The 14,596-nt window shown below is 68.9% G+C and carries 15 protein-coding genes; 4 read left to right on the plus strand and 11 right to left on the minus strand.

Annotation, left to right across the window (positions count from 1 at the left end; translation table 11 throughout):
- The 6 genes from H504_RS0106790 to H504_RS43975 all read right to left on the minus strand — a co-directional run bounded on the left by H504_RS0106790 (nt 1) and on the right by H504_RS43975 (nt 4,698).
- On the minus strand, nt 1-909 hold the full coding sequence (locus H504_RS0106790; RefSeq protein ID WP_026422158.1) for an LLM class flavin-dependent oxidoreductase: 909 nt from the start codon (nt 907-909) through the stop codon (nt 1-3).
- Nucleotides 906-1,916: an ABC transporter substrate-binding protein gene (locus tag H504_RS0106795; protein WP_026422159.1), complete on the minus strand. Its 1,011-nt coding sequence runs from the start codon at nt 1,914-1,916 to the stop codon at nt 906-908. The genes H504_RS0106790 and H504_RS0106795 overlap by 4 nt, the downstream gene beginning before the upstream one ends.
- Complete coding sequence (locus H504_RS0106800) at nt 1,913-2,671, minus strand: ABC transporter ATP-binding protein (RefSeq protein WP_026422160.1); 759 nt, start codon at nt 2,669-2,671, stop codon at nt 1,913-1,915. Before H504_RS0106800 ends, H504_RS0106795 begins: the two co-directional genes overlap by 4 nt.
- Nucleotides 2,668-3,498: an ABC transporter permease gene (locus H504_RS0106805; protein WP_026422161.1), complete on the minus strand. Its 831-nt coding sequence runs from the start codon at nt 3,496-3,498 to the stop codon at nt 2,668-2,670. Before H504_RS0106805 ends, H504_RS0106800 begins: the two co-directional genes overlap by 4 nt.
- Nucleotides 3,495-4,502, minus strand: coding sequence for an NrtA/SsuA/CpmA family ABC transporter substrate-binding protein (locus H504_RS0106810; protein ID WP_026422162.1), 1,008 nt, complete (start codon nt 4,500-4,502; stop codon nt 3,495-3,497). Before H504_RS0106810 ends, H504_RS0106805 begins: the two co-directional genes overlap by 4 nt.
- Nucleotides 4,503-4,620: 118 nt before the next feature.
- The gene (locus H504_RS43975) at nt 4,621-4,698 is read right to left on the minus strand and encodes a putative leader peptide (RefSeq protein WP_425394040.1); all 78 of its coding nucleotides are present in this window, start codon (nt 4,696-4,698) and stop codon (nt 4,621-4,623) included.
- Between the two features lie 221 nt (nt 4,699-4,919).
- On the opposite strand from H504_RS43975, the gene H504_RS0106815 reads away from it, so the two are divergent.
- Complete coding sequence (locus tag H504_RS0106815; RefSeq protein ID WP_157440253.1) at nt 4,920-5,378, plus strand: hypothetical protein; 459 nt, start codon at nt 4,920-4,922, stop codon at nt 5,376-5,378.
- A 594-nt stretch (nt 5,379-5,972) separates the two neighbouring features.
- Here the strand turns inward: H504_RS0106815 and H504_RS33710 are convergent.
- From H504_RS33710 to H504_RS0106830, 4 genes are read right to left on the minus strand one after another with little or no spacing between them, the layout of a single operon-like run.
- On the minus strand, nt 5,973-6,443 hold the full coding sequence (locus H504_RS33710; RefSeq protein ID WP_169735337.1) for a nucleoside deaminase: 471 nt from the start codon (nt 6,441-6,443) through the stop codon (nt 5,973-5,975).
- A gap of 38 nt (nt 6,444-6,481) precedes the next feature.
- Nucleotides 6,482-6,868 carry a radical SAM protein gene (locus tag H504_RS0106825; protein ID WP_169735335.1) on the minus strand — a complete coding sequence of 129 codons (387 nt, stop codon included), beginning with the start codon at nt 6,866-6,868 and terminating at the stop codon, nt 6,482-6,484.
- On the minus strand, nt 6,753-7,238 hold the full coding sequence (locus tag H504_RS43980; protein ID WP_084467432.1) for a radical SAM protein: 486 nt from the start codon (nt 7,236-7,238) through the stop codon (nt 6,753-6,755). The genes H504_RS0106825 and H504_RS43980 overlap by 116 nt, the downstream gene beginning before the upstream one ends.
- 18 nt (nt 7,239-7,256) lie before the next feature.
- Nucleotides 7,257-8,093, minus strand: coding sequence for a hypothetical protein (locus tag H504_RS0106830; protein ID WP_026422165.1), 837 nt, complete (start codon nt 8,091-8,093; stop codon nt 7,257-7,259).
- Between the two features lie 353 nt (nt 8,094-8,446).
- Here H504_RS0106830 and H504_RS0106835 point away from each other — a divergent pair, with 353 nt between their 5' ends.
- From H504_RS0106835 to H504_RS33715, 3 genes are all read left to right on the plus strand, one after another.
- Complete coding sequence (locus tag H504_RS0106835) at nt 8,447-9,379, plus strand: ABC transporter ATP-binding protein (RefSeq protein WP_026422166.1); 933 nt, start codon at nt 8,447-8,449, stop codon at nt 9,377-9,379.
- Entirely contained in the window at nt 9,376-10,191 is an 816-nt protein-coding gene (locus H504_RS0106840) for an ABC transporter permease (protein WP_026422167.1), read from the plus strand. Before H504_RS0106835 ends, H504_RS0106840 begins: the two co-directional genes overlap by 4 nt.
- A gap of 236 nt (nt 10,192-10,427) precedes the next feature.
- The gene (locus tag H504_RS33715; RefSeq protein ID WP_084467433.1) at nt 10,428-11,756 is read left to right on the plus strand and encodes an MFS transporter; all 1,329 of its coding nucleotides are present in this window, start codon (nt 10,428-10,430) and stop codon (nt 11,754-11,756) included.
- On the opposite strand, the gene H504_RS0106850 is transcribed toward H504_RS33715, so the two are convergent.
- Nucleotides 11,737-14,595 carry an NACHT domain-containing protein gene (locus H504_RS0106850; protein WP_026422168.1) on the minus strand — a complete coding sequence of 953 codons (2,859 nt, stop codon included), beginning with the start codon at nt 14,593-14,595 and terminating at the stop codon, nt 11,737-11,739. The two genes, H504_RS33715 and H504_RS0106850, sit on opposite strands and share 20 nt — an antisense overlap.
- Between the last annotated feature and the right edge of the window lies 1 nt (nt 14,596).

A 14,596-nucleotide genomic window follows, 5' to 3' on the forward strand; every position in this document is an offset into this window, starting at 1 on the left:
TCACGCCTTTCCGGCCAGCAGTGGACGCACGTGCTGCGCGATCCGCAGTGCCTCCTCCAGCCGTGGCTCGGCGGAGAGGAAGAAGGTGTCGAAGCCGCGATCGTGGTACGCCCGGATCTGGGCCGCGACCTGGCCGTACGTGCCGTGCAGGCCGGCCGCGCCGGACAGTTCGGCCGCGTCCTCGCGGGTGTGCACGGTCGCCTGGAGCGCGGGCCGGACCCGGTCGCCGAGGCGCGCCAGGTGCCGGTCCAGCTCGTCGTCCGGGGCGAGGTCGAACACGTGCACGTCGGCGTGCTCGGCGGAGAGCGCCAGCGCCTCGTCGGAGGTGCCGGACAGGTAGACGGTGGGGAACGGCAGCCCGGCCAGCGGCCCGCCGAACCCGCCTTTGACGACCTCGTAGAACCGGCCGGTGAAGTCCACGTCCTGCCCGTGCCACACGGCTTTTGCCACGGTGAGGAACTCGACGGTCCGGGCGTAGCGGTCGGCGCCGGTGACGAAATCGCCCTGGGTGCGCTGGACCCGCTCGTCCAAGTCGACCTCCAGCCGCCAGGCCAGCCTGCCCGCGAAGGCGCGCTGCAGGGTCGCCGACAGCTTCGCCGCGTACACCGGGGTCGCGATGCCCGCCGGGAAACCCGCCACGACCTCCAGGAACCTGCTGTCCCGGCCGAGCGACCCGGAGACCACAATGGACTCCTCGCCGTGCGGGTCGTACGGGACGTAGACCCCGGCCAAGCCGCCCAGCTCGGCGGCGCGGGAGATCCGGTGCAGGTAGTCGAACGGGGTGAACGCCGGTCCGCCCGCGCGGCCGTCGCTCAGGAACTCCGGCAGTGGCGGCGTTGGGTTCCAGCCGCGACCGGTCACGCCGTCGCCGCGGGTGGGGATGGTCCAGATGATCCTCGGTTCGCTCACCGGTATGCCTCCAGTGCCTGGGCGAGCGGTTCGTGCGCGGCCCACGCGGCGATGTCGATGTCGCGGGCGAGGAAACCGTGTGCCAGCAGGAAGTTCTTCTGCCGGGTCAGTAGATTCAGGCGCTCGTCGGAGAGGTCTGGGTGTAGCGACCGGTGGAAACCGTCCCGGTAGGCCAGTTCGACGCCCTTGGCGCCGGAACGGGTCTCCCGGGCCAGGATTTCCCTTACCTTGTCCAGGTTGTCGGCCGCCCAGTCCGCCGCACGCAGCGTCCGGATGAGGAAGCGGGCTACGAGATCGGGTCGTTCGGCGAGCAGTTGCTCATGCACCGTGATCGGTCGGGGTGTGCCGTTGTTGACCCGGAAACGCCTGTCCGCGAACGAATCCAGGTCGATCCCGATCACCAGACCGTGTGCCACGGCCTGCTCAGCGGCCTGCGCGCCCTTGATGTAGACCGCGTCCACCTCGCCCGCGGTCAGCGCCTCGATCCCGAACAGGGAAGACCCGCCCTCCGCACCGCGGCCGACATCGCCTTGTCCGGTGGGCACCTCGACCAGCGTTACGTCCGCAATGGACAGTCCGGCGGTGCCGAGCGCACCGACGAACCCGTGCAGGGCCATCGCGCGGGGGAAGCTGCGCGCCCGGTCGGCGGCCAGCGCGGGCAGCGCCACCCGCCTGCCGACCAGGTGCTCGGGCGCGGTGATCCCCGAGTCCGGCCGGACCACGATGACCTGCGACTCGTCGATCCAGGTCAGCCCGATCAACCGGGTCGGCGCGCCCTCGGACTTCGCCACCAGCGCGGGCACGTTGCCGCCCTCGCGGAACAACCCGACCAGCCGGTGGTCGAAGTGCCGGGCGGCGATCTCCGGCTCGGCGTCCTGCAGGATGCCGACGGCCAACCCGTCCGGGGCGTACTCCTCGGCCAGCCAGCCGAGGTTGTGCGCCAGGCCGCTTGCGGTCGGGACCGGGCAGCGGGTGTACCAGATCCGGTCTTGTTCGAGCGTGCTCATCGGTGCTCCAGGGGAGGACGGCGGGGAGTGACTCCGAGCGCGGAGAGGTAGTCCTTGCGGTGGGCGGTAACCGCGGGGTCGTCGCGGTCACGCGGGCGGGGCACGTCGATGCGGCGGTCGAGGGCGAAGCCGCCCCCGCGCAGTACGACCACGCGGTCGGCCAGCAGCAGCGCCTCGTCCACGTCGTGGGTCACCAGCAACACCGCCGGGCGGTGCCGCGCGCACAGGTCCGCGACGAGCTCCTGCATCTGCAGCCGGGTCAACGCGTCCAGCGCGGCGAACGGTTCGTCCAAAAGCAACAGTTGCGGCTGCCGAACCAGCGCGCGGGCCAACGCAACACGTTGAGCCTCGCCGCCGGAGAGGGTGGCGGGCCAGGCGCGGGCCTTGTCCGCCAAGCCAACTTCGGCGAGCGCGGCGAGCCCGGGTTCCCGGGCCGCTTTGCCGCGTTGTCCGAGCGTGACGTTGGCCAGCACTCGTCGGGCCTGCACCAGGCGGGGCTCCTGGTAGACGACCGTGCGCACCGGGGGGACGAGCACGGTGCCCGCGTCGGGGAGTTGCAGGCCGGACAGCAGCCGGAGCAGCGTCGTCTTGCCGGTGCCGCTCGGGCCGAGCAGCGCGACGAACTCGCCGGGCGCGATGTCCAGGTCGATCCCGTCCAGGACCCGCTTGTCGCCGAAGCTCTTGGACACGCCGCGCAGCCGAACGACGGAGCTCTTTACGTCCACTGTGGTCTTCTCGGTCGTGTGCGCGCTCATCCGGCTGCCGTTCCGTGCCGACGCCACGGCATGGCGGTCCGCTCGATCAGCCTGATCACCAGGTCCACCCCGATCCCGATCAACGCGTAGATCACGATGCAGAGCACCATGTAGTCGTTGCGGTAGTACTGTTGTGCCAACGTCACCAGGTAGCCGATTCCCTCGGTGGCCCCGACCTGCTCGGCCGCGATCAACCCGACCAGGCTGATGCCGAGGCAGATCCGCAGCGCCATCAGGATGTTCGGCAGCGCGCTCGGCACGACCACCCCGACCGCCAGCCGCCAACCGCGCAACCCGAACCCGCGCGCCGCCTCCACCACCTTGCGGTCCACCGACCGCACCCCGAGGTAGGTGTAGGCGTACATCGGGGAGGCCGACGAGACCGCGATCAGGGCCACCTTGAACGCTTCGTCCACTCCGAACCAGGAGATGAACAGCGGCACCAGCGCCAGGAACGGCACCACCCGGATGATCTGCACGGTCGCGTCGACCAGTTCCTCACCGAGCCTGCTCAGACCGGCGACCAGGCCGAGGACCAGCGCCACACTCACCCCGATGCCCACACCGAGGCCGGCGCGGCGGAGCGAGGCGAGCCCGAAGTCCCACAGTTGCCCGGTGTTCACCAGCTCCCAGAACGCTTGCACCACTTGACCGGGGGATGCGAAGACCTCCGTGGACACCCAACCGTGCGATGTGGAGTACCACCAGAGCAGGAGGATGAGAGCGGGCACGCTGACCCGCAGCAGCAGCGAGAGCCACCGGCTGCGGGACTTGACCCCCAGGAACTCCGGGACCGCCAAGTCCGGGATTGTCCGGACCGTGGTCACTTCCGGTCACCCCAGTCGTAGAACACCTTCTTGGGGTCGGAAGCCTTCGGCAGCACCTTGTTCTCGACGAACACGGCGGACACCCCGGCGAGCTTGTCCTGGTCGGCGGGCTGCGGGAGGCGGAGCACGTTGTCGTAGCGGCCGACGGCGATGTTGTTCTCCAGTTGCGCCCCGGTCGCCGCGGTCGGACCTTCGGTGGCGAAGACGTTCTGGAACTCCTCCGGCTTCGCCTTCTCCTGCTCGTCCAGTTCGGACAGCACGCGGATCAGCGTCCGCACCACCTCGGGGTTCTTGCCCAGCAGGTCGGTGCGCGCGACGAACATGTTCAGGTCGTCCGACGGCAGGTCACGGCCGCGGAAGACCACCCGCGCCCCCTTGGCCACCACCTGCGGGAAGGCCCGCACGATGGCGACCCAGCCGTCCACCTGCCCGCTGGCGAACGCCGACGCGGCCTGGTCCTGCTGCAGGTAGACGCGCTGCACCTGGTCGGCCGGGATACCCGCCTGCTTGAGCGCGAGCAGCAGCAGGTACTCGCCCCGCCCGGCCTTGTTCACCGCCACCCGCTTGCCGCGCAGGTCCTGGACCGTCTTGATGGGACTGTCGGGCGGCACGACCAGACCGTCACCGGCACCGGCCCGCGGATCGGTCACCACATCCTTGACCGCCACGATCCGGATGTCGTCGGAGGTGGCCAGATATCCCAGCGCCGGGGAGAAAGCCCCCTCGGCGAAATTAACCGCCCCCGAGTGAATGGCATCCGTCGTCGCCGTGAACGACGAGTACGTGCCACCCCACTCCACCTTGGCGTGTAGCGCGGCCAGGGGTCCGTCGAAGCTGCCGTGCTTCTTGGCGTACGCCAACGGCCCGTAGTTCCCGGGATCGATCAGCTTGACCACCACATCCCCGTCCTGCGCGTCAGCCGAACTGCCGCAGGCGGCAACCCCCACGACGAGCCCAACGGCGGCGATGATCCGGGCGATTCTGGAATGCGCGAAAGTACCCATGGGCGTTTCTGCTTACCCCTAGTTCACGAGGAATCTGCGTGCGTTTTTCGGTCGCCGACTCCCCGCCACCCACCCTCCGGGCACGCGGTTCACCGACCAAAGTGGACAGCGACGTCGCTCAACGCGACGAACACAGCGAACTGGCGACCCGAACCAGGTCGACATGCTGACGACCAGCCAGCCGCAGCGCTCTCATGCCCCCAACGCTAGGTACGCCGCCCACCCCCCGTCAATCGCCCCCCGCGTCTTCCCGCATCATGGAAACCCCTCTGACCAGCCACTTCCTCAGGTACGGTCGCCCCCCTCTTCCACATCGTGGCAAACCACGCCGTGTCTGCTCGCATCCTCACCTCATGTCGAGCCCGGCGCCGGGGTGCGGCATGCTCCACCTACCGACCTACTCCTCCAGTACGGCGGGTGATCCAGATGCCGACCGACCACGACGAGCGAACCCCACTGCCCGACCGGGAAACCGGGCGGCGCAAGACTGAGGTGGCCATCACGGCCCTGTTCCTGCCCGCCGCGACCCCGCCGGTCGTCACCTGGTTCGGCGGCACGATCCCCGGCGCGCTGGAAACCGCGTTACAGGTGTGCGGCCTGCTATTCGGCCTCCTGCTACTCACCTACCTGAGCGACGGCGGAATCAAGGAGATCACCCGACGCGGCCGAGGCATCCCAGGCACCCTGGCCCCCGTAACCGGAGCCATCTCAATCGCGTTTTTCGCCACTTTAACCCTGGCCAACCTCAGCGACGCATTCGCAGGCGAAAAACCACTGCCAACCCCAATCCCCCTCTTCCGCGACATCGCCGCAGTCGGTTTCCTCACCCTGTTCCCGATCTACCTAACCCTCCGAGCCACCGGCGGCAAGCACTGACCGATGCCGGCAGGCTCGCGGCCACCAGTGGTGTCGTGGCCGGTGGATGGCCGTGTGGTGGGTGCCTTTGGCGACGTCCGGGTTGAGGAACACCCGGAACTGCCGGTTGTTCGTTTGGCGGGAGTGGTCACTGGGCGTCGATGGCAGGTGTGCACCTTTGCGGCCGTGATGATCGGGCGGCGCCGGGCTGCGGCCTGGTCTGCATTGTGGCTGACCGGGTTGCGGCCGCCGGGCCTGCTGGGCGCGGGCTTTGCCACGTCGCGCGTCTTCGCAGTCTTGACCACACGGTCGGCCCACAGGTGCCCTGACCAGCGTCGGAGTCGCCGAGCGTCTCTGCCCCGGCCGATGACGGTCGAGATGATGCCGGCCCCCATCGGCCAGAACCCCCCCCAGAGCAGCCCCCACCCTCCCGGGGGGCGTCCCCGGAGCCAGTCTACCGGCTTGGCAAGATCGACAGGGGTTGGTGCCGTGGCCTGTGGATGACTGCGTGGAGTGTGGACAACTCAGCCTGGACGGGTGGCTCAGTCGCAAGGTTCGGGTCAACTGCTGCGCCGTGCTGATCACGTGGTGCATCCGACATGGGCCTACGGTCGGTCACACAGCGGGGGATTTGTTCAACGCGAAAAGGGCGCGACATTCGTCTCGTCGGATTCCCTCGTGGACTTCCAGCGCGGGTGTCCCTGCGGCGACCACGTCTCTGGCTCGGATTTCGATTTGCCGCCAGGTGAACAACTCGTCCGGGTGTTCGGTGGACCAATTCTTGGCGTCTTGTTGGGTGGCGCCGAACACGATGCCTGCCATTTTCGCCCAGATGGCGACCGAGGTGCACATGGGGCAGGGTTCCAGCGTGGTCACCAGGTATGCGCCGGTCAGGTACCGCGATCGCCGTGCGCAGGCGGCGCGGCGGATGGCGGTCATTTCCGGGTGTGCGCTGGGGTCGTTGTCCGCGCCGACCAGGCTGCTGCCGGTCTCGGCGAGGATCGCGCCGTCTGCCAGTACGAGCGAGCCGAGCGCGTAGTTGCCCGCGCGTGAGGCTGTTCTGGCCAGTTCCACGCAGCGGTCCATCGCGCAATCGAAGTCAAGGCCCATGGTCTACCTCCACGTCACGTCACCGGCCACATCGCGAGCAAATCGGATAAATCGCACACGCGGCTGTCGAGGCTTTCCCTGGACCGCTCGATCCACAGGACACCGTCGTTCTCGATGACCCAGTAGTCGTGGTCCCAGAAGTCCACGCAGCGTACAACCATTCGTCCACTGTGGACGCGCGCCAGGTCGGCGACCTCGGCGCGCACCGCGGTGAGCGCGCTGCCACTGATCTCGTCCGGCCCCCGGGCGGCCCGACCCCTCGGCACCACCGGGACGAAACTGATCTTACGAGCGCCGTGCTCGACCGCGAAATCCACCATGGACGGCAGCACCGACACCGTGCCGGTGGTGATCACAGTGTGGATCGAGAACGGGATGCCGCGCTCCCGACACGCGGTCATGCCAGCCTGAACCCGCCCGAACGAGGGAACCCGGAACACCTCGTCGTTGGACGCGTCCGGCCGGTGCACGCTGAACTTGAACTTCCCCGCCCACCCGCGCGATGGCGTCGAGCACCTCGGCGCGCACGTCGATCCCGTTCGAGATGACCACGACCTTGTCCAGGACGGCCCCGACGGTGGTCACGATCTCCGGCAGGTCGACGCGCACCGTCGGCTCCCCGCCGGAGAGCTTCAGGGAACGCACGCCGCGATCCCGCAGAACCGCGGATATCGCCCCCAGATCATTGACGGACAACTCCTTGCGGCTGGTGTTGGGCGCCTGGCAGAAAGAACAGAACGCGTTGCACCTGCGTGTCACCCGTACACACACGGAGCTGGGAAAACCACATCATTGCGTATCATGGCCCGCAACCATTTCCTCGGTGAGCACCAACATGGTCAGGATCTTCGACATCTGTTCCGCGAATTGCTGCGCGTAGTCGAGCGCGAATTCAACGCGCGCGTTCTTGTCGGCACCCGGGACGTCGTGCACCCCGTAGAACACGATCACGCCGTGCGGCTGCGCTGACTCGTCGTGCCTGTTGGTGCGGGGATCGAGGGTGAGCACCGGGCAGGACAGCACCCACCGCTGCGTCGGCTCGATCATCTGCGCCACGCGCGTGTCGTAGAGCGTGTGGTGGTCGACCGGCAGGTCTTCGAAAAGCGGCCGCCGCTCCCGATATGATTTCCCGCTGACTATGTGCGGCGTGTCGACGGCGAGTCTGGTGAAACCGAACTCGCGCGGCATCCTGATGTTGAGCACGGCGAGCTCGCGGTCCTGTTGCAGGTAAGTCGTGCCATTCTCGTGCACGGCCACGAAATATCGGCCGTTGCAGGGAATCTCCAGCGCCTTCGAGATGAGCTCGCAGACCGTGGTCAGGGTGCTCCTCAGCAGATCCTGCTGGCGTTGGCGCAGCAGGTCCATTTTCCGCTCGAACCGCTCGTTCTCCACGATCCGCTGCCTCCTCGTGACGTACTCGCTACCCACGAGGGCGACAGCTCCGCCTACGAGGAACAGGTTCCCGGCTCCGAGGCCTTCGATGGAACGCCACAAGTCCTTGTCCCGCAGTTGCTCGGACAAGATGTTCACCCAGATCCCCAGCAGCACCACCGAGAGCAGTGTCGCCACGAACCGGAATGAGTTCCAGGACAGCGCCCGTACGTCGGTTCCCGCGCGGTTCGTCACCCCCCGTGTTCACCTTAACGGAAGGGGCGCACGCGCACGAGGCGTGCTCTGCCCCCGGTGCCGGTGAAGGATCGTCACTTTGCGCTGGCTCGCCACGGCATCGCCTCCGGGCTTCCACGAGCTCTTGGGGGGGGGCGGTTGGCGTCCCAGAGTGGTGGTGTGTGGTCGCGGCCCGATCCGATGGCCAGTTCTTGTCAGGCGATTTTCCCCTGAATGGCTGGAACCCCGCAGCTCGTCGTCAGGTCCCGGCCTGCTCGTGGGGGTGGTCGTTGCCGGCGGATTCTCAGGGGAGTTTGCCGTGCGCTTACGTGGGGTGGGGCGGGGGATAACCTGGTGGGGGTTAGCGTGGCGGGGTGATCGAAGCCGAGGGCTTGACGAAGCGGTATGGGGCGAAGACTGCGGTTGACGGTCTTTCGTTCGTGGTGCGGCCGGGGATTGTGACCGGGTTCCTGGGGCCGAACGGGGCGGGGAAGTCGACCACGATGCGGTTGATCCTGGGGTTGGACGCGCCGACGGCGGGGTCGGTGACGGTGAACGGGAGTCGGTACGCGCGGTTGCGGGCGCCGTTGCGGGAGGTCGGGGCCCTGTTGGAGGCGCGGTCTGTCCATACCGGACGGAGTGCGCGCAACCACCTGCGGGCGCTGGCCGCGACGACCGGGGTGCCGACGAAGCGGGTGGACGACCTGTTGGAGATGGTCGGGTTGGCCGATGTCGCGCACAAGTGGGTGCGGGGGTTCTCCCTCGGCATGCACCAGCGGCTGGGGGTCGCGGCGGCGTTGTTGGGGGACCCGCACACGTTGGTGCTCGACGAGCCGGTCAACGGGTTGGACCCGGAGGGGATCCGGTGGATTCGCGGGTTGTTGCGGTCGTTGGCCGCGGAGGGGCGCACGGTGTTCCTCTCGTCGCACCTGATGAGCGAGATGGCGCAGACCGCTGAGCAGGTGATCATCGTGGGGAAGGGGCGGTTGATCGCGGACCTGCCGGTCGCCGACGTGATCAACCGCGCGTCCGGGTCCACAGTGGAGGTTCGAACGCCGCAGGCGGATGAGTTGCGCGGTCTGCTGGCCGACCGGCGGATCGCGGTCACCCCGATCGCCGCGGACCGGTTGGCGGTGAACGGGGTGAGCAGCTCGGACATCGGGTTGATCGCGCTGGAGAACCGCATCCACCTCGTCGAGCTGACGCCGGTGCTGGCGTCGCTGGAAGAGGCGTTCATGGACCTCACCCGCGACGCGGTCGAGTTCGGCGGCGCGACCCACCCCGCTCTGGAAGGCACCCCGCGATGACGGCCTCGACCGAGTACCTGATCAGCTCCGCCGGGTCCGGGGAGGTCACCCTGGCCAGGACGATCAAATCCGAGTGGGTCAAGTTCGGCACCCTGTGGTCGAACCGGCTGCTCGCGGCCACCGCCGTGCTCGGCATGGTCGGCATCGGCTGGGTGGCGTCGTTCTTCACCAACCACGACTGGGACCACCTGCGGCCACGCCAAATCGCGCGGTTCGACGCGGTCGACACGAGCCTCAACGGGTGGAACCTCGCCCAGCTCGCCATCGGCGTCCTCGGCGTCATCCTGGTGACCGGCGAGTACGGCACCGGCATGATCCGGGCCACGCTGACCGCCGTGCCGACCCGGCGTCCGGTGTTGTGGGCGAAGCTCGTCGTGCTGACCGTGGTCGCCGCCGTGCTGATGACGGCCACCTCGTTCACCGCTTTCCTTGGCGGGCAACTGTTCCTCGGCTCGCACTCGACCACCCTCGGCGCCCCGAACGTCCTGCGCGTGGTCATCGCCACCGGGCTCTACCTCACCCTGGTGGCCGTGCTCGGGCTCGCCTTCGGCACCCTGCTCCGCAACACCGCGGCGGGCATCGCCTGTTTCATCGGCATCCTCCTGGTCCTGCCCGCGATCACCGACGTGCTGCCCAGCTCCTGGCAGGACACCGTGGTGAAATACCTGCCCAGCAACGCGGGCCAAGCCGCCCTGACCGTCAAAGCCGACCCGGCCCTACTCGCCCCGTGGACAGGCATGGCCGTCTTCGCCTGCTACGTCGTCGCCGCACTGGTCTGCGCAGCCGTCACCCTCACCCGCCGAGACGCCTGACGCCACGACAACGTCGCCGCCGGACTGCGCCTCGTTGGCCGCGCCCGCGCAGTCCGGCCCCGGGTCCCCCTGATGGATGAGCCCTGCTCGGCCCTCGACCCCACCTGGGCCACATCGTCGAGCGCGGCGACACCCACGCGATGTTCACCGTCCCCAGCGACCCCCGCACCTCCGACTACGTCAACGGCCGTTTCGGGTGACGCCGGCACCACCGTCGGTGCGGAATACTGGTGGATATGGGCGAGCGAACGATCGTGCACGGTCCAGCTCGGCGAGTGGGCCGCCGAAGCGGACTGTCCGGCTGGACGGTCGTGGCGGCGGCCATCGGGAACGCGTTGGAATGGTACGACTGGGTCGCCTATCCCGTTTTCGCGGTTTACTTTAGCGAACAATTCTTTCCCGGGAACGGCAACCCGCTCCTGGCCGCGTTGGCGGTTTTCGCGATGGGCTTTCTCTTCCGCCCCCTCGGTGGGATCTTGCTGGCCAGTTACGCCGACCGGCACGGCAGGAAGCCCGCGTTGACCTTGTCGGCTGGCCTGATGGCCGCGGGCAGTCTGATGATCGGGATCTGCCCGACCTACCACCAGTGGGGCGTTCTGGCCCCGATCGTGCTGGTGATCGCACGCGTCTTGCAGGGCCTGGCCACAGGTGGGGAGTTCGCCGCGGCGGCGACCTACCTCGCGGAGGTGGCCCCGCCGGGTGAACGCGGTCTCTACTCCAGCTTCACCTATGTCACCGGCACGGTTGGCGTCGTGTTCGCGACCCTGACCAAGATCGTGCTGCTCCAGGTGATCGGGAAGGTTGGACTCGAGGTCTGGGGATGGCGGCTCCCTTTTCTCTTCGGTGCCATCGTCGGGGTGTGGGCGTTCGCGATGCGGAACTCGTTGGGTGAGACCAAGCTGTTCGTGCCGAGCGAGGACCGGCGTGTCCGTCGGCCGGTGCTGCAGGTTCTGCGCGAGCACCCGGCGAGCGGGCTGCGGGTCGTCGGTTTCACGGTCGGCGCGACCCCGGCCTACTACCTGGTTGTCTTCTACCTGCCCGAGTACGTCATCAAGCAGTTCCATGCCGACGAGTTGACGGCGCTGCGGATCGCGGCCGTGGTCCAACTCGCCCTCGTCGCCGTGCTGCCGTTTCTCGGTGCCCTGTCCGATCGGGTCGGGCGCAAGCCGCTGCTGGCGACCTTCGCGATCGGTTACCTGGTGCTGGCGGTCCCGATGGCGGCGCTGTTGGACGGTTCGCCGTGGGCGTTGCTGGTCGTGATGGGCGTCGGGGTGCTGTTCTTCGCCTGCTACGCGGCTGTGGCGCCGATCGCGATGGCCGAGTTGTTCCCACCGCAGATGCGTTCCACCGGGTTGGGCATGCCCTACTCGGTGGCGGTGGCGGTGTTCGGCGGCCCCGCACCGATGCTGCTGCAGGCGCTCAACGGGCAGGGGCTCGTCTGGGTCGTCCCGTGGGTGCTCTGCGCGCTGTGCGGTGTGAGCCTGGTGGTGTACCTGACCTCGCCGGAGACCGTGAACAAGCCCATCGGGGGACCGGTGACGGTGGTCAGCCCGCCGCCAGGATGATCGTCTCGGTCGGCGGGGTCTCGCCGCTGTCGCGGCGTTCGAGCAAGGTCAGCCCGGCAGCGGTCTGGATGAGCGCGGCCCGCCCCGAAGGCCCGTCCGCCTCCCCGGCGAGGCACAGCACCCGCAGCCGCAGGTCGGTCGCGGTCTGCCGGGTCAAGACCTTTTCCCGAGCGGCGAACGGTGTGATGGCCACTCGCACCTCTTCGGTGGTCCGCAAGGCCCAGGGCGACGCGGAGGACGGTACTTCGACGGGCAGTGGAGAACCCGGTGGCACGATGTGGTCGCGGGCGTCGGTGACCCCCGAGTACCGCAGGAACGCCGTGGTGAAGCTGTCGAGCCAGGTGTCCGCGGGCGCGTTCTGGTTCAGGACCCAGACCAGTGCCTGCGAGAGGGTCCGGCCCATCACCTGGTCGTGCGCGGTGTCGAAGTCCGCGTTGGGATCGTGCGGATCTCGCGGTTCCGCCAGCCGCGTGAGCTCCGCGCGCAGGCGCCCCACCTGTTCCCGCGTGGTCGCCAACCCGGCCCCCGGCGTGATCCGCAGGTCTTGGTCGACGAGCCCGTGGTCGCGGGCGTGACACAGGGTCCTGTCCAGGTCGTAGAGGTGGTCGTGGAGATCATCGTCACCGCGGTCGCCGTCCGGCTCCGCCAACAGCCCGCACACGAAACCGGTGATGACGAGTGCCCTGGTCAGCAGCAGCCTGGTCAGCCCACGTCCGGACCGCTCGATATCGGCCCGGACGTGGGCGACCAGCGACGCCCGGTCGACCAGGTGCGGGTGCGGCACCCCCTTGGGTACCCACAACCGCTGGTCACCCGGGGCCAGCCACACGCTGTTACCACCCACGGCCAGTCGCGTGGCCGGGCTCTCCTCGATCTCCGGCCGCCGCGGCAAGCGGTAGGGGCCGTGGCCTGCCATGACCTCGTTGGCCCAGAGCACGAACGCGCCGGCCGTCTCGGCCCGAACGCCGACGACGGGGTCGTCCGCGCCGGTCCCGGCGGGCACCGTCGGGTCGGACAGCGCGCGGTCGCGGAGGTGGAGGGCGTAGATCCGGGCGGTGACGGGGCGCACGCACACCTGCGCGCCGTCGGCTCTCGTGACAACCTCGCGCAGGAGCCCACCGAGCAGGACCCGGGCGACGAGCCTGCGGCGGGTGGGATCGCTTGATTCCACCAGGGCGTCCAGTTCCGCGCGCACCTCCGGCCCGATGTCCCGGCCGTGCCGCTCGACGTCGAAGGCCAGCGACAGCGCGTCCTCCGTGCCGGAACGCAGGCAGGAGCGGACGATCGCGCCCAGGTCGGCCCCGGCCCGGGGATCGGCGACGTGGAACAGGATGGTCTCCCGCCACCACGGGTCATCGATGGCCTTGACCTGGCTCATACCCGACCCCGCGGTGGAGACGTGCGCGGCGGCGAGGTACTCCTGGATCGTCAAGTGGGCGAAGGACCACGTCGTCTCCTCCCGGTCCACGAACAGCCCGGTCCGGCGCACCCGGTCCAGGACGGTCTCGACGTCCGCGTCCGCGAACAGGCCGGTGATCCGCGCGACGACGGCGCTCCGGGGCAGCTTCCGGGTCTTGCCCAGCATCATGTCGTGGGCGAGCGCGGCCAGCAGGTCCCGGACCTGGCCGCGGTCCTGCTCCGCGACCGCGCCGCTGCGCTCGTCCCGACGCCACAGCAGGACCTCGCAGATCTCGCGGTAGAGGTCCACCCTCGCCTTGGGCAGGGTACCGCGGACCTGGTGCACGTTGACGATCATGGTCAGCAGCAGCGGGTTCACCGCCAGCGCCCGCAACCCCGGGTCGCCGCGCACCCGGTCGAGCAGGTCCCCGGCCTGGTCCCGCGCCCGCGCGGCGGTCTGCCTGGTCCGGCGGTCCTTGGCGCGGCGGTCCTCGTCGCGGGCGAACGCCCCGTACCACGCTCGGACGAACCGCTCGACCTTCTCCTCGGTGAGGCTGTGCACTCGGTACACCGTGGCGCCGCCAACCGGCTCGGTCTCGTACGCGCGCGGTCGGGACGTGATCACGAAATCGTTGCCGTAGTGGCTTTCGACCTGCGCGGTGATCCAGTTGGCGACCGCCCTCCGGTGCGCGCGGTCGGCGATCTCGTCCAGCCCGTCGAGGAGCACCAGGCACCTGCCCTCGTCCAGGCGCTGCTCGAACCAGCCCACCGGTTCGCGGTGCTTGGTGCGCCCCCACCACTGGGTGACCAATGTCGACAGGGACAGCCGCTCGTTGACGATGCTGTCGACGTGATCACGCAGGTACAGCAGGATCGGGACGTCCCGCCGCCCACGCCGTCCCTCCCGCGCCGTCTGCCGGGCGAGATGGCGCAGCAGGGTCGTCTTGCCACTGCCGGGAACGCCGAGCACAGCGAGTGCGACCGCGTCCCGCCTGCCCACGAGCTCCTCGACTGAGAACAGTTCGCGCCGGGGACCCTCTGCCTCGTCCAGGACACCGCTGTCGACCAGGGTGGGTGCACGCGGCTCCACCTGCAGGTCAACGAACAGCTCGTCAAGGCCCGGGGTGTAGTACCCGGTGGTCACCAACCCGCTCAGGTCGACATCCCGCAGGCTGTCCCGCAAGGCCGCGCGGTAGCGGTGGTGGAACCGCGAGAACCGCCGCGCGAGCGCGGCGTCGATGTACTCGACCGCGCGCCCGCGCCAACGCGCCAAAAGGTCCTGCGTGACCTTCCCACCGAACGAGACCAGGACCACGGCCAGTTCGATGACCAGGGTCAACCCGATGAACAGGAGGCTCGCTTGCGGTTGCCGCACCGACAGCACAACCGCGCCTGCCGGGGGCAGCACCGCCACCAGGAACACCACGAGTCTCTTGCCCATG

Origin of the sequence: Actinokineospora inagensis DSM 44258, assembly GCF_000482865.1 — a bacterium.
Lineage (GTDB): Bacteria > Actinomycetota > Actinomycetes > Mycobacteriales > Pseudonocardiaceae > Actinokineospora > Actinokineospora inagensis.

What these genes read in the sequence shown, in the direction of transcription:
- H504_RS33715 (WP_084467433.1), top strand. Translation starts at nt 10,428, where the DNA reads ATGGGCGAGCGAACGATCGTGCACGGTCCAGCTCGGCGAGTGGGCCGC.
- H504_RS43975 (WP_425394040.1), bottom strand. Translation starts at nt 4,698, where the DNA reads ATGAGAGCGCTGCGGCTGGCTGGTCGTCAGCATGTCGACCTGGTTCGG.
- H504_RS0106800 (WP_026422160.1), bottom strand. Translation starts at nt 2,671, where the DNA reads ATGAGCGCGCACACGACCGAGAAGACCACAGTGGACGTAAAGAGCTCC.
- H504_RS0106810 (WP_026422162.1), bottom strand. Translation starts at nt 4,502, where the DNA reads ATGGGTACTTTCGCGCATTCCAGAATCGCCCGGATCATCGCCGCCGTT.
- H504_RS0106795 (WP_026422159.1), bottom strand. Translation starts at nt 1,916, where the DNA reads ATGAGCACGCTCGAACAAGACCGGATCTGGTACACCCGCTGCCCGGTC.
- H504_RS33710 (WP_169735337.1), bottom strand. Translation starts at nt 6,443, where the DNA reads ATGGACCGCTGCGTGGAACTGGCCAGAACAGCCTCACGCGCGGGCAAC.
- H504_RS0106840 (WP_026422167.1), top strand. Translation starts at nt 9,376, where the DNA reads ATGACGGCCTCGACCGAGTACCTGATCAGCTCCGCCGGGTCCGGGGAG.
- H504_RS0106825 (WP_169735335.1), bottom strand. Translation starts at nt 6,868, where the DNA reads ATGACCGCGTGTCGGGAGCGCGGCATCCCGTTCTCGATCCACACTGTG.
- H504_RS0106850 (WP_026422168.1), bottom strand. Translation starts at nt 14,595, where the DNA reads ATGGGCAAGAGACTCGTGGTGTTCCTGGTGGCGGTGCTGCCCCCGGCA.